Annotated in this window: 24 protein-coding genes and 1 pseudogene; 22 read left to right on the top strand and 3 right to left on the bottom strand. The window is 64.6% G+C overall.

Translation table 11 applies throughout. The features are described 5' to 3' along the window. Positions 1–650 (bottom strand): S24 family peptidase (locus ACYCUK_RS18800; protein ID WP_461596187.1); only part of this gene is annotated, 650 nt, incomplete at its 3' end. Positions 651–736: 86 nt separating this feature from the next. Here ACYCUK_RS18800 and ACYCUK_RS18795 point away from each other — a divergent pair. The 8 genes from ACYCUK_RS18795 to ACYCUK_RS18760 all read left to right on the top strand — a co-directional run bounded on the left by ACYCUK_RS18795 (position 737) and on the right by ACYCUK_RS18760 (position 7,941). After that, positions 737–1,015, top strand: a complete 279-nt coding sequence (locus ACYCUK_RS18795; RefSeq protein WP_461596186.1) for a YdaS family helix-turn-helix protein — start codon at positions 737–739, stop codon at positions 1,013–1,015. Continuing rightward, positions 1,012–1,278 carry a pyocin activator PrtN family protein gene (locus tag ACYCUK_RS18790; protein ID WP_461596185.1) on the top strand — a complete coding sequence of 89 codons (267 nt, stop codon included), beginning with the start codon at positions 1,012–1,014 and terminating at the stop codon, positions 1,276–1,278. Before ACYCUK_RS18795 ends, ACYCUK_RS18790 begins: the two co-directional genes overlap by 4 nt. A gap of 66 nt (positions 1,279–1,344) precedes the next feature. Then, on the top strand, positions 1,345–2,196 hold the full coding sequence (locus ACYCUK_RS18785; RefSeq protein WP_461596190.1) for a DUF1376 domain-containing protein: 852 nt from the start codon (positions 1,345–1,347) through the stop codon (positions 2,194–2,196). Then, a complete protein-coding gene (locus ACYCUK_RS18780) occupies positions 2,135–2,689 on the top strand; it encodes a hypothetical protein (protein WP_461596191.1) in 555 nt (184 codons plus the stop codon). The genes ACYCUK_RS18785 and ACYCUK_RS18780 overlap by 62 nt, the downstream gene beginning before the upstream one ends. Next, positions 2,686–3,723, top strand: a complete 1,038-nt coding sequence (locus tag ACYCUK_RS18775) for a ParB/RepB/Spo0J family partition protein (RefSeq protein WP_461596184.1) — start codon at positions 2,686–2,688, stop codon at positions 3,721–3,723. Before ACYCUK_RS18780 ends, ACYCUK_RS18775 begins: the two co-directional genes overlap by 4 nt. Beyond that, a complete protein-coding gene (locus ACYCUK_RS18770; RefSeq protein ID WP_461596183.1) occupies positions 3,720–4,277 on the top strand; it encodes a hypothetical protein in 558 nt (185 codons plus the stop codon). Before ACYCUK_RS18775 ends, ACYCUK_RS18770 begins: the two co-directional genes overlap by 4 nt. Positions 4,278–4,374: 97 nt before the next feature. Next, positions 4,375–5,361 (top strand): AAA family ATPase, encoded by a 987-nt coding sequence (locus ACYCUK_RS18765; protein ID WP_461596189.1) that lies wholly within the window; start codon positions 4,375–4,377, stop codon positions 5,359–5,361. A gap of 27 nt (positions 5,362–5,388) precedes the next feature. After that, positions 5,389–7,941, top strand: coding sequence for a S8 family peptidase (locus ACYCUK_RS18760; RefSeq protein ID WP_461596182.1), 2,553 nt, complete (start codon positions 5,389–5,391; stop codon positions 7,939–7,941). 272 nt (positions 7,942–8,213) lie between these two features. Here ACYCUK_RS18760 and ACYCUK_RS18755 read toward each other — a convergent pair whose 3' ends face one another. Continuing rightward, on the bottom strand, positions 8,214–8,804 hold the full coding sequence (locus ACYCUK_RS18755; RefSeq protein WP_461596181.1) for a lytic transglycosylase domain-containing protein: 591 nt from the start codon (positions 8,802–8,804) through the stop codon (positions 8,214–8,216). Positions 8,805–8,895: 91 nt separating this feature from the next. Between ACYCUK_RS18755 and ACYCUK_RS18750 the strand changes: the two genes are divergently transcribed. The 14 genes from ACYCUK_RS18750 (at position 8,896) to pilV (ending at position 20,039) form a co-directional block, all read left to right on the top strand. Then, complete coding sequence (locus tag ACYCUK_RS18750) at positions 8,896–9,963, top strand: toxin co-regulated pilus biosynthesis Q family protein (protein ID WP_461596180.1); 1,068 nt, start codon at positions 8,896–8,898, stop codon at positions 9,961–9,963. Between the two features lies 1 nt (position 9,964). Beyond that, positions 9,965–10,393: a lytic transglycosylase domain-containing protein gene (locus ACYCUK_RS18745; RefSeq protein ID WP_461596179.1), complete on the top strand. Its 429-nt coding sequence runs from the start codon at positions 9,965–9,967 to the stop codon at positions 10,391–10,393. Continuing rightward, the gene (locus tag ACYCUK_RS18740; protein ID WP_461596178.1) at positions 10,390–11,412 is read left to right on the top strand and encodes a hypothetical protein; all 1,023 of its coding nucleotides are present in this window, start codon (positions 10,390–10,392) and stop codon (positions 11,410–11,412) included. The genes ACYCUK_RS18745 and ACYCUK_RS18740 overlap by 4 nt, the downstream gene beginning before the upstream one ends. Next, entirely contained in the window at positions 11,413–12,129 is a 717-nt protein-coding gene (locus ACYCUK_RS18735) for a hypothetical protein (RefSeq protein ID WP_461596177.1), read from the top strand. Beyond that, entirely contained in the window at positions 12,126–13,532 is a 1,407-nt protein-coding gene (gene pilO2 / locus ACYCUK_RS18730; RefSeq protein ID WP_461596176.1) for a type 4b pilus protein PilO2, read from the top strand. Before ACYCUK_RS18735 ends, pilO2 begins: the two co-directional genes overlap by 4 nt. Positions 13,533–13,629: 97 nt before the next feature. Continuing rightward, the gene (gene pilP / locus ACYCUK_RS18725; RefSeq protein WP_461596188.1) at positions 13,630–14,010 is read left to right on the top strand and encodes a type IV pilus biogenesis protein PilP; all 381 of its coding nucleotides are present in this window, start codon (positions 13,630–13,632) and stop codon (positions 14,008–14,010) included. 204 nt (positions 14,011–14,214) lie between these two features. Continuing rightward, on the top strand, positions 14,215–15,801 hold the full coding sequence (locus ACYCUK_RS18720) for a GspE/PulE family protein (RefSeq protein ID WP_461596175.1): 1,587 nt from the start codon (positions 14,215–14,217) through the stop codon (positions 15,799–15,801). Next, positions 15,801–16,877 carry a type II secretion system F family protein gene (locus ACYCUK_RS18715; RefSeq protein WP_461596174.1) on the top strand — a complete coding sequence of 359 codons (1,077 nt, stop codon included), beginning with the start codon at positions 15,801–15,803 and terminating at the stop codon, positions 16,875–16,877. The genes ACYCUK_RS18720 and ACYCUK_RS18715 overlap by 1 nt, the downstream gene beginning before the upstream one ends. A gap of 36 nt (positions 16,878–16,913) precedes the next feature. Continuing rightward, positions 16,914–17,450 (top strand): type 4 pilus major pilin, encoded by a 537-nt coding sequence (locus ACYCUK_RS18710; protein WP_461596173.1) that lies wholly within the window; start codon positions 16,914–16,916, stop codon positions 17,448–17,450. 48 nt (positions 17,451–17,498) lie between these two features. Beyond that, positions 17,499–18,011 carry a type 4 pilus major pilin gene (locus ACYCUK_RS18705; protein WP_461596172.1) on the top strand — a complete coding sequence of 171 codons (513 nt, stop codon included), beginning with the start codon at positions 17,499–17,501 and terminating at the stop codon, positions 18,009–18,011. Further along, complete coding sequence (locus ACYCUK_RS18700; RefSeq protein ID WP_461596171.1) at positions 18,008–18,931, top strand: ATPase, T2SS/T4P/T4SS family; 924 nt, start codon at positions 18,008–18,010, stop codon at positions 18,929–18,931. The genes ACYCUK_RS18705 and ACYCUK_RS18700 overlap by 4 nt, the downstream gene beginning before the upstream one ends. Continuing rightward, entirely contained in the window at positions 18,928–19,152 is a 225-nt protein-coding gene (locus ACYCUK_RS18695) for a hypothetical protein (protein WP_461596170.1), read from the top strand. The genes ACYCUK_RS18700 and ACYCUK_RS18695 overlap by 4 nt, the downstream gene beginning before the upstream one ends. Beyond that, positions 19,149–19,616 carry a hypothetical protein gene (locus ACYCUK_RS18690; RefSeq protein WP_461596169.1) on the top strand — a complete coding sequence of 156 codons (468 nt, stop codon included), beginning with the start codon at positions 19,149–19,151 and terminating at the stop codon, positions 19,614–19,616. Before ACYCUK_RS18695 ends, ACYCUK_RS18690 begins: the two co-directional genes overlap by 4 nt. A 21-nt stretch (positions 19,617–19,637) precedes the next feature. After that, positions 19,638–20,039 (top strand): shufflon system plasmid conjugative transfer pilus tip adhesin PilV, encoded by a 402-nt coding sequence (pilV, locus tag ACYCUK_RS18685; RefSeq protein WP_461596168.1) that lies wholly within the window; start codon positions 19,638–19,640, stop codon positions 20,037–20,039. A gap of 12 nt (positions 20,040–20,051) precedes the next feature. On the opposite strand, the pseudogene ACYCUK_RS18680 reads toward pilV, so the two are convergent. Continuing rightward, positions 20,052–20,155, bottom strand: a pseudogene (locus tag ACYCUK_RS18680) (IS110-like element ISCARN26 family transposase); the annotation flags it as partial.

Raw genomic sequence — 20,155 nt, 5'->3', positions numbered from 1 at the left:
CGACCATGGACATGGAGTTCAGTAGCTTCATTCGGGTTGATCTCCCAGGATTTGTAGAGCTCGTTGTCTGAGTTGACGGACAGGGTCTTGGGCATGCGCTGAATGCGTTTGATGAAGGTTTCCTGGCCGAATGTGAAGAGGTAGACACCATCGCGTTCAATGGTCTGAACTGACCTGTCGATGACGACGATATCGCCGTCACGGATGGTCGGCTCCATCGAGTCTCCGGCCACCGTGACCAAGGCGAGCGAGGCCAAGGCGGCGCCAGAATTGCGCAGGATGCGCATGACGATGTCCTGACACACCTGCACGCTCCCGACGCGCTGCTGAGCTTCCAAGTAACGCCCATGGCCTGCAGCGGCCTTCAAATCGAAGCCGGGAAGCACAACAAAGCGCTTGCCCGTTTCATCAGGCGTGGGGTGCGGTTCATCCATCCACCCCCTGTCTTTGCCGCAGCGCTTTTCGATGTAGCGGGCAGAGTCTGGACGCATCCCGCGTGGCTTTCCCGTCTTCGAGTCTTTCGACTGATTCAGCCATTGGCTGATTTGGGCTGGTGTTCGCTCAAGTACGGCTGCGAGTAAGGCTGCCGTGCCGTGCTCGGCGATGAGCAAAGCAAGGTTCTGCCGGCGGATTTCATCATTTGTTGCCATGGGGACATTCGATAGCGCTGCGTAAAATTTTGGAATTCGCGTAACGCTATTGACCGTTATATTAGCGTTACGCTAAAGTATGCGGCATGAAGCTACGCACCTATGTTTCTCTACAGCGCGGCCGCGCGGCCTGGCTTGCACGTGCAATCGGCGTTCGTCCCGTGATGATCTCCCAGTGGATGGGCGGCAAACCCGTTTCCGTGACCTCCGCCTTGGCGATCGAACATGCTACTGACGGTGCGGTGGTGCGCTGGGATCTCCGTCCCGACGACTGGCACCAGATCTGGCCGGAACTCGTGGGCACTGAGGGCGCGCCTTCCATTTCTGATCTTGCCAAGGTGAGCGAAGAGGGGAGGGCGGAATGAACACGATGTTCCTGCTCATGGCGGAGCACGGCTCAGCGGAAATTCCGCTGGAGAAGATCGCCCCGCTTTTCGGCCTCTCGCGCGCTGAGGCATGCAAGCGGGCCTGTCGGCAGGCGCTGCCTGTACCCGCCTATCAGCCTGGCAGCCAGAAAGCGCCCTGGATGGTCGATGTGCGTGATCTCGCCGCCTTCATCGACGCTCAGCGCGAAAAGGCTCGCAAGGATTGGGAGCGCATCCACGGGCCGCAAGAGGTCTCCGCTTGAACACGCAGCCCTTCAGCCCGATTGTCTCCTCGCCCCTGCATGGGGTTTGCGCCCGCCCGCCGGTTGATGCCGGCCGGCGGGCGCTTCTTTTTTTCATGTCCGATTTTTCCGTTGGGGGAGAGCGCATCCATGCACATGTCATCACCCGATGAATTGTCCGCACTCGACGGCGCTTGTCTTCGCTGCGCCAAGTCTGATGTCGTGCCCCATTTGGCAGAACCGCTGACCCCGCTGGACTGCGACCTGCGCAGCAGTGGCATGGTCTTCATGCCACTCGACGTTGGCAGGCTGATGGACTCTGACCTGTTCGCGATGGCCACGGGCGAAGAGTTCAAGGCCGCCATGGCGCTGTATGCCAAGGCCTGGCTGCAAGTTCCTGCGGCCAGTCTGCCCAACGATGATCGTGTGCTTGCACACTTGGCCGGCGGTTATACGCCGCGCCGTTGGCGCAAAGTCAAGGACGTTGCCATGCGCGGATGGCTCCTGTGCACCGATGGCCGCCTGTATCACCCGGTGATCGCGGAATTCGCCCACGATGCGTGGGAAAAGAGCAAGCACACCATCAGTGATGCCACCCCAACGCGGCGAGCCAGCAGCCCTGCAGAGCGCGCACGACGGTATCGCGAACGGCAACGGCTGGCCAAGCTGGCAGGGTCAGCCGCCGCGGAGGGTGGCGTCACGGCGCCCGTCACGCGCGACGCTGTCACACCGACCGTCACGGAAACCGTCACGGCGAGCGTGACGCAAAACGTGACGGTCGTCACGCCTTCTTTTAAAAGTGAAACGAAACAGGAAGGGGGGAACGTGACGGCGAGCGTGACGCGTGACGGCGCAACGACCGTGACGGATGTGACGCGTGACGCCGCCGCAGCGGCAGCTTCCTGTGCTCTCAACAATGCCTGCGGCTCCAGGCGCTGACGCGCCTTCGCCGCCCCCGTTCTTTGAGACAAAGGTCGAACCCAGAAAACCCGAAGCCAGACACCTGACCGCGGATGACAAAGCACTCTGCGAGCAGGTCTGGACGCAGTACGGCTCGGCGTACCGCTCTCGCTATGGAGTCGAGCCCCTGCAAGACGGTAAGGCGCGCCAGCAGGTCGCCGATCTCGTGCGCAGCCTGGGTGCACAGGCGCCGGCCATCGCGGCTTGGTACGTCGGCCATGGGGGGCGCTGGTATGTCGAGAAGGGCCATGACATCGGATCGCTGCTCGCCGATGCGGGCAAGTTGCGCACCGAATTCATCGCTTCTCAGGTCAAGGTCAACGTGCTCTCGCGCGTGCAGGGTGCCGCACCAGGGACGGCCCGCCCGTCGGTGCCTGCGCCCAAGAAGATCAAAGAACAGTTGCAGCGTCTTCAGTCCCATTTTACGAGCGGGCGTTTCGCGCCCGCCACTGCGAAGGAGTCCACCGGATGAATCCGACCGAACCATGCACCGCACCACTCAATTTCGGGCAAGACGAGCTGAGTCGCACCGAGATTCTGGAAATCCCACTCGGGGCCATCCGGGCCGATCCCGGGCAGCCGCGGCGCTACTTCGATGAAGAGGCCCTGGCCGAGCTGCGCGACAGCATGGCACTGTATGGGCTGCTGCAGCCCGTGGGCGTGCGCCAAGCTGCCGATGGAAGTTGGGATCTGATCTTCGGCGAGCGCCGGTATCGCGCAGCAATTTTGCTTGGCTGGAAATCCATCCCTGCGCGCGTCTTTCCGGTGGAGGCACGGCGGATCAAGACCGTGTTGCAGCTCGGTGAAAATGCGCACCGAGCGGATCTGTCCCTCCTGGAATACCTGGGCGGCATCGAGCAGCTGCGCGATCTGGGCGTGCCAGCCGGCGCGATGGCGCGCATGCTGTGCAAGCCGGACGAGTGGGTGGCGGCGATGATGGACATCAGCCGCGAGCCCCTGGCGCGTTCCTTCTACGAGGCGGGGATCATGACGCAGGTTGGCGCTTGGGAAGCGTTCTGCCGCCTCCCTGAGCATCTGCGCCATGGGCTTCTGCAAAGTGGCGAGCAGTTGACGATTCAGCGTTGCAAGAAGGTGCTGGATGCGCACGAAGCGCAGATGTCTGCGCGACAACAGGGGCTGCTGCAGGAACCGGCGGCGAGCTCATTCGCGTCGCCGGACAGATCCTCCGCGATCCATGCGGCGGGCAGTGCGCCTGAGAAAACCGCCCAGACGGCCGGCGATCCGGGCGAGTCCGTGGAGCCGTTCGACGCGCATGAGCAGGGAGTCGCGAGCACTGAGTGGCAGGGTGCCGAAGAGACCATCACCGTGGCGCTCCCACTATGGTTGGCGCGCGTCCTGGTTCCTGAGAGGGAGGCTCAACTCCAGCAGATCGCCGAGTGGGTGCCCGGCACGGACGGTATTCCTGACGCGATCCGCACTGCGCTGGCCGCGGTCCAGCAAGACCTGATCCAGGTCATCAGCGGTTTCGCAGGAGGCCGGCCATGAGCGCGCAAGGCATGGATGCCATTACCCTTTTCCAATCGCTTGACGAAGAGGGTTTGCAGCGGGTTGCAAGGTCCGCCAGGACCGACATCGAGGATGTGCACCAGCAGGCCCTGATGATCTGTTCGGAAATCGCAGCAGGGCAAAGCACCTTCGACCCGCTTCTCGGAACCCTCGAGCAGTACGTGTTCGGCAAGCTTTGGGGCTTCGCGGAGCGCGAATCCCAGTTTCGCTCTGACAACACCACCGAGGACGAGGAGCCGGAGGGCAGTCATCTTTCAGCGGCTCGCGACGAAGACGCCAACCCTTTGTCGATTCTCCTGGCGCGTGAGGCGGAGCGGGAGGACGAACAGGTGCGCTGCGCGGCGGTCGCTGCAGCTCGCCGCGCCGATCCCCGGACGGCACTGGAGCTTTGCCTCGCCGCCGGCGCGGCTGGTGGTCAAACAGCCCAGGCGATGGGTCGCCATCGGGCCACCGGTTGGCGCAAGCGTCGGGACGCCCTGGTGGCTACAGCCCAACTGCTGGGCGTGTCGGTCAGGACTGATCGAGCGGCTTGATGCGGTATTTCGCTAACACTCAGGAGGAGTCGTTCAGTTGGACAGCCGCAGGGATGTCATCCCCGTATACTCAGACAACATTTGCCCATTGAATAACGTGCCAAGAGCTGATCTCATCGTCAACCTCGTGCGCGCTGGCACGCAAGGCGATCAGAAAATGTTCCGGTCGACTGTGGAGGCCATCGCTGCGGAGGAGCGCGCCAAGCGTCACACCTTGCTGGCTGACAGGCTGGAGGAGAACTTGCGCGCGGTAGCGGCGCCCCAGAAAGCTCCGGAGATCGTTCGCACCTTCGATGGTGGGCATGGGGGGTTGCTTTATGAGATCCAGCCCACGCGGAGCCTGGAATCGATCCTCCTTGCTGATGAGGTGAGGGTTGCGGCCCGGGAACTGGTGGAAGAACAGCAGCGCCAGGATTTGCTGCGTTCCTATGGGCTTGAGCCGCGCCACCGGGTGCTGTTGTCGGGCCCTCCGGGCAACGGCAAGACGACCTTGGCAGAGGGCTTGGCATATGAGTTGATGGTGCCTCTATTCGTGGTGCGCTACGAAGCAGTGGTCGGGAGTTTTCTCGGCGAGACCAGCGGACGGCTGAAGCGGCTTTTCGACTTTGCCCGAACGCACCACTGCGTGCTCTTCTTCGACGAGTTCGACACACTGGGCAAGGAGCGAGGGGACACGCACGAAACAGGTGAGATCAAGCGGGTCGTCAGTTCGCTGCTCTTGCAGATTGACGGACTACCCAGCCATGTGGTCGTGGTGACGGCCACCAACCACGCCGAACTTCTGGACCGAGCGGTTTGGCGGCGGTTCCAGTTGCGCCTGACTTTGCCGGCGCCAACGCTAGCTCAGCGCACTCAGTGGTTCGAGCGGTTCCGCCAACGGCTCGATGTGCCGCTCGGCATAGCACCCAAGACGTTGGCAAGTCGCCTCAAGGTGAGCAGTTTTTCCGATCTGGAGCAGTTCTGCGAGGACGTCCACCGCCGCTATGTCCTGGCACTGCCCTCGGGCGATATCAAGGCGATCATCGCGGATCGCATTGCGCAATGGAAGCTGCGTGCTTCAGTCGACGACGCCTCTGAGCGGTAAGCCTTGGTAGGGGACAACGCAGGGCACTTGCCCCTTCTGATTTTTCCCCGACCCTCGCCGGTCGAGCGGCAAGGAGGTACCCCAACTCATCTCCAATTGCATGTCCCGGGTCATGCAAGGCAGGTCGAACGACTGACGCCTCGATTCCAGTCTCTTCGGGATGCCTTTGAGGCGCGCCGCCTCGAGCTTCAGGCCACGGCGCACAACAGTGATCCGGACCTCGTGGTGGTTTTCGAGACCGTCGGAGCTGTCAACGATTTCATTTCCTCAGCGGAACGACTTCCCGGTCTCGAATGGCTGGCCGGCATGATCGAGACACAGATTGAGCCCGATAGCGACTTCTATTCCTCCGCCGACCCAGCTAAGCCGCTGGGCTGTAAGCTGTTTCTCATGGGGAGCAATCGGCAATCGCTCGACGACGTCGTGCGATTGTGGGAACTCTACAGAGAGGCGCCATCGGGCAGTCTCGGTAACGGTCTGAGTGCCTGGAAGGGCCTATTCCAGCACTTGAAAGATGTGCGGTTTTGGGGGCCTCAAGATCGCCTCGATCAGAACCTTCGGCAAGCTTGGCAATTTCGGTTGGAAAACGGGGTAACCTCCCTGAGGTTCGAAATCGAAGCCTGGTGCTTCGGCTCCACTGCAAAGAATGCGTCGTCTTCGGCCGAGGTGCGGGCATTGGTCGCTGAACTCGGCGGTCGAGTTCTCGACGAGCGGCTGATTCCTGACATTGCTTACCTGGGGTTCCTCGTCGACGTGCCTGCCCAGGGCGTCCAACAGTTACTCGACGCCACCACGCCGGCGCCGCTGCTGAGATCCGAACGGGTGATGTTCCTGCGTCCCCGAGGGCAGGCAGCGGCGCGGGTGAACGACGCCGAACCTAGACTGCCTGACGTAGCAGTGCCCACGCAGCGGACTTCGGGCAACCCCATAGTTGCCATGTTGGACGGGCTCCCGATGGCCAACCACCCGCGTTTGCAGGGGAGGTTGATCGTCGACGACCCCGATCAATGGGCCAGCGATTATCCGGCGGCGGAGCGAGTGCATGGCACTGCCATAGCGTCTCTCATCGCCTGGGGTGAGCTTGATGGCGGTGGATCTGCTTTGGGAGCGCCCATCTACGCGCGCCCGATCATGCGCCCACATCGTGCTAGCAATCCTCGAGAGGAGTGCACGCCTGATGACCGTTTGCTGGTGGATCTCGTGCATGTGGCTGTGCGACGCATGTTCGAAGGTACGCCTGATGTGCCGCCGATTGCTCCGACTGTGCGGGTCATCAACCTATCAGTAGGTGATCGATATCGCCCGTTTGCGGGAGAACTGTCTCCCTGGGCGAGGCTGCTGGACTGGCTGGCGCATAAATACAAGGTGCTGTTCATCGTCAGCAGTGGCAATCGGGCCGACGATCTCGTCCTGAATGTGGCACGTGATTCACTTCGCACCCTGTCCCCTGAGGAGCAGGCGACAGCGGCGATGCAGGCATTGGTGCAACAGGATCTGCATCGCCGCCTTTTGGCACCCGCTGAGTCGGTCAACGCCCTGACCGTCGGGGCTAGCTACAGCGACGGATCGACCTTTGTGGCTGTTCCTGGGCGCTATGTTTTGTTTCCGGAGCAGGGTGTTGCTCCTTACTCATGCATTGGGCCTGGGTTCCGACGGGCGATCAAGCCTGAAGTTCTGCTGCCTGGCGGACGTGTGATTTACCGGGAGCATCCCGTTTCTCCGGCAAATGAGAGTCACGTGAGAGGCGTCTGGCACACGCCGCAGTCACCGGGCCAACGGGTGGCATCACCTCCAGATGCCGCGGGAGACACGGTCTACACGCGTGGGACCAGCAATTCGGCAGCTCTTGCGACACGGTGGGCTGCACAGGCGTTCGACGTTCTGGAATCGCTGCGCGCTGGAAATCCAAGTGGACTTCCGCGGCACTACGACGCCGTGTTGATCAAAGCGTTGCTGGCGCATGGCGCTAACCTCGGAGGCATTGAGGAGCATGTGCTGGCGGCGAGTCCGGATGTCGACCACTGGCATGCACAGCGTCGTCTCGTGAGTCGCTACGCTGGCTATGGGGTGGCCGATGTGCGGCGGGCGCTGACCTGCACGGAGCAGCGCGCGACCATGCTCGGTGTGGGTGAACTGCGCAATGACAAAGCCTTGGAATTCCACGTGCCCATCCCGGAGTGTCTGAACGCAACGCTTGTCAGGCGGCGTCTGACGGTTACATTGGCGTGGTTTACGCCACCGAATCCGAGACATTCCAAGTACCGCACGGCAAGGCTGTGGGTGGACCTGCCAACTGACCTCTTGCGTTTGCAGCGCCTGGAAGGGGAGGCGCGCCAGATCCAGCTGGGTACTTTGCAGCATGAGACCTTCGAGGGAGAAGGCGCTGTGCCGGTCGTGCCAGGGCAGCACTTAGTTGTGCGTGTGAACTGTGTTGCGGATGCGGGGCGTCTACATGATCCGGTCGAGTTCGCGCTGTGCGTCTCACTGGAGGTGGCTGAAGGGGTTGCTCTCCCAGTCTACGAACAGGTGCGACGGCAGATCAGTTCGCAGGTCGCGGTCGATGTCAGCGCCTCTCTTTAGGGGCGGGGGTGTGCGAGTACATTTTTGACTATCTGTTCTTTGTGCCAGATAGATGGGTCACATCGAAAATCACCCAGCCCGCAGGCCTGTCAGTATGGCAGGCGCGATGCGTTGATTGAGCGGCCCGACGAAGATGTAGAGGCGCCCCAGCGGGATGTGGAACCGCCGAACGCGGTGACTGCAAAGACGCTGCGCCCCGCCTCTACCAGCTTGCAGACAGAGACCGCGGCTCTTTACGGGCGGCAGCACCCGAATAGCGCTGTATTCAGGCATCACCATTGGACCTTTAGCCCTGTCGCGCTCGGCGCCAGCGGGCTGGCCTGGGGCGTCCAGGTGATGCGGGGCCGAATCGGTGGAAGGTCAGGGCGTGGAGCGGGAACGCCGTCCACCGCCCATCGTGCCAGCCGGCCGCCTGGAATGGCAGGGACAACGACGCCGGCCTGCGCGTAGACCCGCGCGCTGTAGCGCGCTCCAGCAATTCCGGTTGTGTTTCCCGTGTTGTAAGCCGACAAGGCACCGCGCAGCGACCCCCCTGATTGCGACCAGGCGCCCAGCAGGATGACTTGCGCCGCGTGCAGGTTCCTGCACGGATCGAAAACCTGCGCTGCATCCAAGCCCAGGGCGGGGAGATTCCTGCTGTTGATCTGCGCCAGACCCAGATCAACCGAGTGCCCCGCCTGGATGAGCGTGCGGGCCAGCCTCGCCGCCTCGGCCAGATTCGCGGGCCGGTACGACTGTCCGGTGGTGTTGTCGTGCAAGGCCAACGGATTGCCGCCGCTTTCCTGCTGGACGATGGCCGCCATGGTCACGGCCGCCACCTTCGGTGCGCACTCCTCGATGGCGTTCAGTGTGATGGGCCCCATACCCAGGTTCGCTGCCGTGTTGCGCGGACCCCGTGCAACGCCCAGCCGAAAGCCAGTAAGGGTCACGAGACCCCTTACCAAGGACGCTTTCATGCAACGACCTTTGTTCAAACTGGCGGTGGCGACCGCACTCGTCTGCAGTCTGCCGGCTGCAATGGCAGATGTTCTGCCGGGGCAGGCCCAGTCTGCGGGGTTGCTGACGGCATTGGCGCTCATCGTGCCGCAGCCGTATGAGATCAATGTCGACAACAGCATCCCCACGGACACGCGGCTGTCGTGGGGAGAGCAGGGCGATTGGGAACAGCAACTGCGCCAGGCCGCCGAGTCGGCCGGTCTGGGTGTGCGCTTCAACGCGCCAGCGCACGTGCTGCTGATCTTTCGCCTGCCGCGCATTCATCGCGTCACGATTGGACTTCCCGCTGCGCCGGCGCAGGCCAGCTCTCCTGGGATGCCAGCCGCAGCAGCGCCCGCAACGCTGACCTTGCCTGAACCCCGGGCGACCGCGCAGTTTCCCACGATGCAACCCGCACCCAGCATTGCGTCTCGTGGCGAAGGGTGGTCGATGCCGGCGCCCGCGATGCCGACGCGGGCCGTGCACCTGATCGACGCGATTCAGATCCTCATGCCGCCGCGCCTTGCACCGATTCTGCAACTGGAGGTTCTGGCTGCCAACCTGAATGCGCCTGTGCATTGGGCCGTCGGCACCCGCTGGGACGCGCTGCAGTCCATGTTGCGACGGATGGGATTGCAGGCACACCTGGATGGCAAGACGCTGCGCATTGCGCCCATGGCGGAATCGCTTCCCGAAGCCACTGCACCCCAACAAACCGTTGTGCCGCAACACCCAAGCGTGCCGACCGCGGTGCCTGCTGCAATGAAAAGCATCCCGGCGTTCAAACCGATTCCGCTGTGGACCCTCAAGGCGAACCAGGCCATCAGCGTCGGCCTGGACGCCTGGGCACATGCCTCGGGCTGGAAGGTTGTCTGGAATGTTCCCCAGGACTGGCTGGTGCCCAACACCGTGCAGTTCCAGGGCGATTTCAGGGCAGCGGCGACGCAGGTCATTCAGGCGCTGGCCGCCAACGGCGCCGACATCCGCGCCGATGTCTACACCGCGAACAAGACCCTGGTGGTGCATGCCGCAGGGCAGGGGGCCTGACATGCCTGCCGTCGCGGCTCCTTTCGTTCCGACAACGGCACCCACCGTGCAGTGCACGGTGCAGGCCGCGCAGCGCTTTGGCCTGCCGCCGGGTGCGCTGGCGGGCATCCTCATCAATGAGGGCGGCAAGCCGGGCCTGTGGAGGCGCAACGCCAACGGCAGCTACGACCTCGGACCGGCGCAGATCAACACGCTGTGGCTCCGGAAGCTGCGCGCTCACGGCATCACTCCGGCCTTGGTCGCCAACGACGGTTGCCTCAATGTCACGGTCGCGGCAGGAATTCTGGCGCTGTACCGCCAGCAGGCGGGGGGCGACCTCTGGACGGCGCTCGGTTGGTATCACAGCCACACCCCCTTGCTGGCTCATCAATATCGCACTCGCATGGTCCGGCGCCTGAGCGCCGCACTGCAGAAGGATCCATCCCCATGAAACGCACCGCGATTCACATGTCCCTGCTGGCCGTCGCTGTGGCCAGCACGCTTCTGTCCGGCTGCGCCTCCATCAGCCAGACCCGTGCCACTGCATCCGCCATCCGCGCCGCGGCGGTGACCCGACTCAATCCACCCCCATCGCGCCCGGTCGTCGCGGTCCATCAGGGCGCCTGGCTGATGGGCGCGGTCGTGCGTCCGACGAAAGCGCCGCCTCCGGCGTTGAGGCAATCCGTCACGTTCGAGCGCGCTGACGTTTCGGGAGTGACACTGCAGGACTTTGCGGCGTGGATCGTGCAACACACCGGTGTTGCCGTCACGGTGGACGCGTCCGCGCAGCCCGGCGCCAAAGCCAGCGCGTCGGCGCAGCAGCTGGCGCCATCCGCCGGAGGCTCCGCGGCGCCCGGGCCTATGGGAGCACCCGTTGGCATGCCCGGTGTTTTTCCATCGCCCACAAGCGGCCAGGCGGCCCTGGTGGCCTCCGCGCTTGGCGTACCCACAGTCGGCGCAGCCGGCGTTTCTGGCGACCGCAGCGCGACGGTCTCCAGTCCCACGCGGTTGTCCTACACCGGCAGCCTTCATGGCTTCCTGGATGTCGTTGCCGCACGCTTCGGCGTGTGGTGGCGCTACGGACTGGACGGAGTGCACATTTTCCACACGGAAACCAGAACCTGGACGTTGCCCGAGTTGCCCAAATCGACCTCCTCGACGGGGGGCGTCTCCACCGGCGGAACGATGGCGGGGGCGGCCGGCGGCATGGCCGGTGGGTCAACTGCGAGTGCCCCAAGCTCTGCGACCGGCGCATCGTCCAGCGGCGGCTCTGGCAGCACCTCGATGAGTGGCATGTTGTCCGTCGATGACTGGGCCGGGCTGCAGAAGGCTGCCGCCTCGGTTGCAGGCACCGGCGCCGTTGTCAATGTCGACAAATCGCTCGGCATTCTGACGGTAACGGCCATGCCGCCGCAACTCGAACGCGTGTCTGATTGGGTCAAGAGCCTCGCCGCCGACATGCAGAAGTAGGTGGTTGTCGACGTGCATGTCTACAACGTGCAGACAGGCCGCGAGGACAACTATGGCGTGGGTCTGAACCTGGCGTACAAGAACGCTTCGGGCCACACTGGAATTTCAGTGGCCGGCGCGCCGGTGCCTTCCGTGACCGGAGGTCAGACGCCGTTCGCTTTTGGCGCCAACATCCTATCCGGCCCCCTGACAGGCTCGAGTCTGGCGGTGCAGGCGCTTTCCACCCTGGGCGACGTGTCGCAGGTGGTGTCCCGGTCGGGCGTCACGAGCAACGGCCAGATGCTGGCCATCCAGGCGGCCAAGCAGGTCAATTACCTTGCGGGAAGCACCAGCCTGCTGACATCGACCAGCGGATCGTCGACCGCCTTGCAATCGGGCACGGTGACGGTGGGTTTCACCGCCACGTTCCTGCCCAAGGTTGTCGACGGCAAGATCCTGCTCGACGTCAACATGACCTTGAGTGATCTGCTGGGCATCCAGACGATCACCAGCGGCGGCAGCTCGCTGCAGCTGCCGAGTATCGCGCAGACCACGTTCCAGCAGATGGTGTCGCTCAAGTCCGGCCAGACTCTGGTGCTGACCGGCTACCGCCAGCGTGGTGCCTCGGTCACGAACAACGGTGTCGGTTCTCCCGAAATCCCGTTGTTGGGCGGCGGAGTGGACGCCTCCAACAGCGACAGCATCCTGGCCGTGGTGATTTCCGCGAGACTGCTGTGAGCGCGGCCCGCGTCATTCAACTGCCGGGCGACAAGCGCAAGCTGGTCGTCGGCATGCGCTGGCGGCACGAAGACCGCGCACCCGCGGCCAAGGCACTGCGCGTCGCAGCGAAAGAGCGGGGCCGGTGGGTATGCCGGCGCCGGACCAGCATGGGCAGCCACCAGACCGGCTTTGCCTCCCTCGAGCTGGGGCGCAAGGCCGCGGCGATGCAATCGCTGGGTGCCCTGATGGCGGACGCCAAGCCAGAACCGTGGCTGGGCATCTTCGATCTGGGTGACGAACTCTACTGGTACATCGCCGTGCGCGACAACCAGGAAATCCTGCCCGATGGCGATGTGATCGGCAACCGCGACGACATTGAGGAGGCGCGGGCCCGGCATGCGTCTTTCGGTGGATGGGAATACGTCGACGGCGACGCCGGCGCGGTCCTGAACTTGATCTCGGACAGCAAGCGGTCATTCCCTGTGGTGGACAGTGAGGCCAGACCCTGGCTGGCCCCTGCCGTCGGCGGCGCCGCCCTGCTGCTGGTTTCAGCAGCAGGATTCATGCTTTGGCATCACCACGAGCAAGCCGTGGCCCAGCAACGGCAGGAAGCCTTGGCACGCCAGCAGGCGCTGCAGGCCGCCATGGCGGCCAGGGTGCCGAAGGCGGCAGCCATCCTGCCCTGGACGCAACTGGCATCCGCCGCGGATTTCCTGCAGACTTGTGGTCGGGCATTCGACGCCACGCCATTGGCGCAGGATGGCTGGGTGCTGTCCGCCTGGGATTGCGTGCAGGCCCCAGGTGGTCAGGCCACCGTCGACCGGACCTGGACCCGCATGGGCGGCACCGATCTGCGCACGCCGGACGGCGTGCTGTCTGCCGATGGGAATACCGTCAAGACCTCTCTGCGCCTGGCGCGACCGCTGCCGCCGGGCGCCGGAGCCATTCTCGCCAGTGACCCGGCTGAGCGCGCCATCCGCGGCATGGCGCAAACGCTGGGCCTGTCACTGTCGCTCACCAGTCCTGCCGCTGATCCGCCTTCAGCCGGACTCCCGGGCGCTGCGCCCGTGGTCCGGCAGAAGACCCCTGCTGGTCCGTGGACGATCCGGTCCGTCGGCATCGAGCTTCCGGCACCGCCCTGGGCGCTCGGCATGCAGCAGCCGTCCGACGCAGTGCCCGGCCTGCGCTGGACGCGCATCGCCTGGGGTGGTGCGGGATGGTCATTGGCAGGCTCGCTGTATGTCGGCCGGCCGCAACTCCAGCCTCAATTCCAGACAGCCGGTGCCTCTGTCTCCGAATCTCGCATGGGCATGCCGCCGCTGCCGGCGCCCTCCGCCATGCCTCACGCCAACCCCATGCCCGCGCCGAGCTCCGCTCCGATGTCCACGGGCAATCCCCCAGGAGATTCTCATGTCCAGTGAATTTCGCCGCCAGATGTTCGCCGCCGCTCTCTGCGGATGCTTCGCATACTCCGGGCAGGCGAGAGCGCAAGCCACGCCCGCCAGGTAGCTCTCCAGCCTGCAGGCGCAAATTCCGGTGTTGAAGGCGCAAGCGGAGATCGCCAAGCTCAAGGCCGAAATCGCCGATGCTGGCAAGCCGCGATCCACCACCGCCGCGCAGCCCGGCTTTCCGGGCATGCCGATGGCGGGGGCGGCGCAGGGGTACGGGGCTCCCACGCTGCGTGGTGCGCACGCAGACGATGCGGGTGCATCGTCCTGGCGCGTCACGGAAATCAGCGGATTCAACGGGCGGTACACCGCGCTTCTGGTCGATGGCAACGGTCGCGCGCATGAGGTTGCTCCGGGGGTTGCCTTGCCGGGCGGATGGCATGTGGCCACGATTGCGCCGCATACCGTCGTGCTGGCCAAGGGCGGGGTGCGCCGCACCCTGGAGTTCTGACATGTCTGCCATGCTGTCCTCGTTCCGGCGAAGCACGCAGGCCAGGCCAGGCCTGCCGACCAAGAGGGCGCCGACGCGCTGCGCCTGGGAGAACTGCTGATCCAGCAGGGCGCGCTGACACCCGAGGTCCTGGAGGGCGCACTTCGCGAGCAGCGCAGCAACCCCGGGCGGCTGCTGGGGCAGGTGCTGCTCGAGGCGGGCCACGTGAGCCCCGCGCAGCTGCAGGCGGCGCTTGCCGAGCGCATGCGCCACATTGAATTGCCGCCGCTGCCGGAGACCGTGCGCTCCTTCGCGCACCTGGAGGCGATGACGCTGTACGTGCTGGCCGGCCGCATCGGTCAACCCGCCGTGCAGTCCTGGCTGGATGACGCGCGGCGCAAGCTGGGTTTCCCCTTGAACGTCGAGGAATGCACCGTTGCCGAGATCGAGTCGGTCCGCGGTAACCAGACCAGCAACGATGCGGCCGATCTCAGTGCCATCCGGCGCGTGCGCCACATCATCGCCGAGGCCGTGGGTCGCCATGCATCCGACATCCATATGACCCTGCGAGAGGCCGATGGCCGGGGCGGGCTCAAAGTGCAGTACCGGATCAACGGCAGCCTTGAGCCGGCGGGTGGTGAGCACACCGAAGCCGAAGGGGTGCAGATGCTGCGCGCCATGTTTCAGGGCATGGCCGCGGTGGCCGACGCGACGGTGCGCGACACCGAAGACCAGCACGCCATCATCATCGACCCGGCGTTCCTGAAAGGACCGACGGGCCAGGCACTGGGCCTTTCCGGCATCCGTCTGGCGCGCGCCCCGCTGTACAGCGGCATGAATCTGGCGGCGCGCCTGCTCTACACCCAAAGCAGCGATGCCTTCGGTGATGAACGCCTGGGGCGCCTGGGGTATTCGAGGCGGCAACTGCGCGTGCTGCAGATGCTGGCGCGTCGCACCGAGGGCATCAACCCGATTACCGGGCCCACCGGATCGGGCAAGTCCACCACGCTCGCCCAGGAGATCATGACCATCCTGGAAGTGCGCGACGGCGTGCGCATCATCACCATCGAGGATCCGGTCGAGTTCGAGTTCAAGCATCCGAACGTGTGGCAGTACCGCATCGCCAATGCGAACACCGATGAGGAGAAGTCGGCGGCTTTCGCCGGCAAGCTCAAGACGGCGCTGCGGCAGGATCCGGACATCATCATGGTGGGCGAGATCCGCGGCCTGGAGACCGCCAGGGAGGCGATCAACGCAGCCCTCACCGGACACCAGGTCTGGACCACGCTGCACGTGTCCGACCCCTTCATGATTCCACAGCGCCTGATTGCCATGGGAATCGACGGATTCTTCCTGACCGACCCCAAGCTGCTGTCTTCGCTGATTGCCCAGCGCCTGACCAAGACCCTGTGCCCGCATTGCAGCGTGCCATGGGATGGCGGTCCGATCGCGCACCTGCCCGAAGAAGACACGCGCAATCTGCGCGCCTGGCTGCCGCTGGCCCCGTTCGCATCCGGCGTGCGGCTGCGCGGTGCCGGATGTGCGCATTGCCGCGGCGGCTTCAAGGGAAGAACCGTGGTGGCGCAGGTCATTCCAACCGACGTGGATCTGCTGCTCTCCATGATCGAGCACAGCCCGATGCGCTCGCGCACCGACTACATGAAGCGCGCCGACTTTGAGACCGACATGATGACCCACGGGGTGCTCAAGATTCTGGATGGGCGTGTCGACCCCCGCTCGCTCGTCGAGGTCCTGAGGCCGATCGAGCCGCCTGCGCCGACCCTGCGGCAACTCACGGCAGAAGACGTGTAATGGACAAGCTCGACACATTCTGGATGGCGCTGGCCCGCATGACCTGGGGCAGCAAGAAACGCGAGGCGTTCTACCGCCGCATCGCGGCCATGGTCGAAAACGGCATGCCGATGGCACAGGCGGTCAAGCTGCTGCTGGACCGGGCGCAGCGCCGGTTCGGTGCCTGGCGCGGGGATCCGGAGGTCCTCGCGCTGTCGGATATCGCCACGAAGATCCAGAACGGCAAGTCCTTCACGCAGGCGATCGCCGACTGGGCGCCACGGGGCGATCTGGCGCTGATCGGCGCCGGCGAGGTGTCCGGGCAGTTGCCCGAGGTCCTGCGCGTCTCCATCGAGTCCGGCAAGGTGGTCAAGCGCCTGCGCGCCAAGATCATCGCCGAACTGTTCGATCCCCTGATGTTCGGCGGGGTTGGGTTCTACCTCGTCTATGTCATCGGGACGCAGATGGTGCCCGCCATGGAGCAGGCGCTTCCCGTGGCCCGCTGGCCCTCGGCAGCCAGGCCACTCATTCCGATGGGGTGGTTTGCCACCAGTGGAGCCGCCGGGTGGGCGCTTGCCGCCTTCATCGTGTTCTGGGTGGTGACGCTGGGCACCATGAGCCGGTGGTCGGGCGGATGGCGCCGGTATTTCGACAAGGTGCCGCCCTGGAGCATCTACCGCGTCATTCAGGGGGCTGGCTGGGTGGTCGGCTTCTCGAATCTGCTCAAGGCGGGCGTGCCGGTGGTGCAGGCGCTGCGCATGCAGGCGCAGTTTGCGCCGCCATGGCTGAAGCGCCGGCTGGAAGACGCCGCCGTGCATGTGGTCAACGGCCGCGAGATCGGCCAGGCGCTGACGGACACCGGCTACGGCTTTCCGGATGTCGTCCTGATCGAGGACATCCAGGCGTTCAGCCGCTTCAAGGATTTCCCGGAACTGGTGCGCAAGCTCGGCGACGAGTGGCTGCAGCAGTCCGAGGAAAAAATCATCGCGTCCATCAAGGCCTTCGGCGCGGTGTTCAACATCAGCATCAACCTCGTCATCGTCCTGGTCGTGCTCGGCATGAATGCCTTGCAAACCGCCATTGCTTCGTCTCACTGATCTCAAGCCAGTCTTCAACCTCCAAGGAGTTTTGCCATGCCCATCATGATGATTTTCGTGTTGCTGGTGATCGCGTTGATCGTGATCACCGGTCTGTTCAGCGGACGCCAGGTGCAGTCGAGCGGGAACCTCTCGACCGCCGAAACCCAGATCGGCACGATGTCCTCCCAGATCGAGTCGCTGTACGCGCAGCAGGGCGCGTTCTCCGGCCTGACCACGGCCAGCGCCATTGCTGGCGGGGTGCTGCCGCAGAACATGGTGACGAGCACGACCACGGCCGCCGGTCCGTTCGGCGGGCCAGTCCAGATTGGCGACGCCGGTGCGGCGGGCCTGACGCCCAATCCGGGGTTCGTCATCGAATACGACGGACTGGCCTCCAAAGATTGCCAGGGCCTGGCCACGGGCATGACCGCGCAGTCGATCTACATCGGGTCCAGCCCCTCGGTGGGGTCCTTCCTTGGCGGTGGTTCGCTGGTGGCCTCAAGCGGGGCGTCGGTCACGCCCGCTCAGGCCGCGACGTCCTGCCCCGCCACGAACGGATCCGTGGCGTTCGTGTTCGACAAGTCGAGTTGATCACCCAGACTCCGGTGCTGACCGGGGTGTTCGCAAAAGGGGACGGCCATGCCCATCATGATGATCTTTGTGCTGCTGGTGATTGCGCTGATCGTGATCAGCGGGTTGTCCAGCGGGCGGCAATTGCAGGCCGGCGGCGATGTCTCGAGCGCCCAGCAGCAGGTTGGCACGATCGTCTCGAACATCCAGTCTCTCTATGCGAATAACGTGGATTACAGCAACCTGAGCAACACCGTGGCCTGTTCGGCCCATGTGTTCCTGCAGAGCTGCACCGGTGGGCAGAACGTGACGAATCCGTTCGGTGGCGGCATCACCGTCTGGCCGGACGCCGGCCCGCCTCCTGACTTCAATGTCGCGCTGGCAGTGCCGAGCAATGCCTCGTGCGTGCAGATTGCAACAGGTATCCCGGCCTGGCAGGTTTATGTCTGGAACCTGAGTTCGCCGAGCCCCGTAATGCTCAATCCGGCTGGCGGCGCCGTGAGTCCGGCGGCCGCGCAGCAGAACTGCACGTTCGGGTCGAACAACATCGTGGATTTCAAATTTCTGAAGACATCGCAGTGAGCCTCTGCAGCCTTCGCTTTGCCGACATCGCTGTCGACCTGGACGCCGCAGGATCCCGCTTCAAGCGGGTGGGCGACAGCCTTGAACTCTGTCCGGTCCCCGGGGAACTCTGGCAGGAGGTCGACGCGTTGCGCGCGTCCATGCTGAACCATCAGATCAGTCGATTTCGCATGGCCTGGGGCACCCCGCCCATGATCCTGCGCGTGCAGCGCAGGGATACGCCAGCCGGCCCGGTGTTCGTCGCCCGGCGCATTGATAGGGAGTTGCGCGCCTTCGAGGCATTGGGCCTGTCGGCGCCGCTGATGCGCAAGCTACGCCAGCCCGGGTTGCGCGGTGGCATGGTGCTGTTCGCGGGCAGCCCGGGATCGGGCAAGACCACGGCGGCCTCGTCGATGATGGTCGATCGCCTGGAGCAGATCGGCGGCTTTGCATGGACCGCCGAGAACCCGGTCGAGTACAACCTGCAGGGCCCGCACGGCAAGGGGCAGTGCTACCAGGAAGAGATCGAGGATGACCGCGACGTGAAGCGCGTCCTCATGGACACGCTGCGCTCCTCGGCCGACATCCTGTACATCGGCGAAGTCCGCGAGGAAGAGGCCGCTCACGCCGCCTGTCTCGCCGCGAACTCCGGGCTGCTGGTGATCGCCACGATCCACGCCGACAACATCATTCAGGCCATCAGCAAGATTGGCCTGCTCGCCGGGAACGGCCAGATCGCCAGCAGCTTGCGCGCCGTGGTGGCCTTGCGCCTGGAGCACAAGCTGTCGGCGGCCGCAGGCCCGGAACGGGTGCTCAAGGCGGAATCGATTTTCCTGGACGACGAGCCGACGCGGATGAAGGTGCGCGACGGCAATGTCGCCGCGCTGAACATGGACATCGAGCGTCAGAGGAACCTGATGCTCGTGGGTGCGGCGACATGACGCTCTTGCAGAAGATGGATGCCGCCCTGTGTGTGCTGTGCGCCGCAGCAGCCATGTGGTGTTGGCGTGGAGCCGATCCCGGCATGTCGGGGATGTGGGGTGCCTCGGCCGCGTTCTGCGCCGCGTCGAGCCTGTTCGGCTGGGCTGACAAGCTGGTGCAGAAAATCCGGCCTCTGATGGTGCGTCTCGCGCTCATGCGTGGTCTGGGAGGGCGGCGATGATCTACGGTCTTGTCTTCGTCATGGCCATGCTGGTCGCTGTCGCCACGGTGCACACCGGCACGGTGGTCAGCCATCGGTCAGTGGGACATGTTCAGCGCGACGTGACGTCGCAGTGGATGCGGGCTTACAGCAATGCCGCGATGGCCTTCGCGCAGGCCAATCCGGGCTACACCGGAACGATGACCGACGCCCAGATCGCGCCTTATCTCGGCGCGTGGCAGCCCATCGCGGCCAGCATGACCGCTGCCGGTCTGCAGCACGGTGCGGAGATCGTCGGCGGGCAATTGGTGATCTGGTGCGCAGGATCTGGCGCATCGGCCGCTGCCCAGCCAGCGCCTGACGTCACCAGCCCAGCCAGCGGCTACAGCCAAGGCGGCAATCTCGTCAATCCGATACTCGGGAACCAGGGTCCGCTGCCGCCCAACGTCCCGGCCGGCGCCACCGTCATGCGCGTTCAAGCCTGACCACCAGTCCAAGGATCCACCATGCCCATCGCCATCATCTTCGGCCTCGTCGTCATGGCCATCCTGCTGCCGACGCTGATGACCGCGACCCAGCAGAACAGCACCATCATCCTGGGGACGGTTGCCGCACAGCAGCTCAAGCAGTTGACCTCGGCGGCGCAGCAATACCTCCAGACCAATTTCTCGGCCGTGCTCGGTGCGTCCTCGACCACGACGCCAGCCACGATCACCGTGCCCATGCTGATCGCCACGGGTTTCCTGCCGCAGGGGTTCCAGGCACTCAACCCTTACGGTCAGACCTGGCAGGTCGAAGCGCTGCAGGCGCCTGCCGGGCAGATCCAGGCCCTGGTGATGTCCACCGGCGGCACCCCTGTGCCCACGCGCGACGCAGCGCGCATCACGGCGCAGGCCGGGGCTGAGTAACCGTGTTGAAAGTCAAGCAGTGAGAGGCTGATTTTGAGCGTTCAGGTGGTCCCGGGTGATGGCATTGAGGTGGGTGATCAGCTTGCGCATGCAGGCGATCAAGGCCACCTTCTTGA

The organism is Thiomonas sp., from assembly GCF_054608695.1.
The sequence above is the reverse complement of the archived record's forward strand: the minus strand, read 5'-3'. Positions and strand labels throughout refer to the sequence as shown.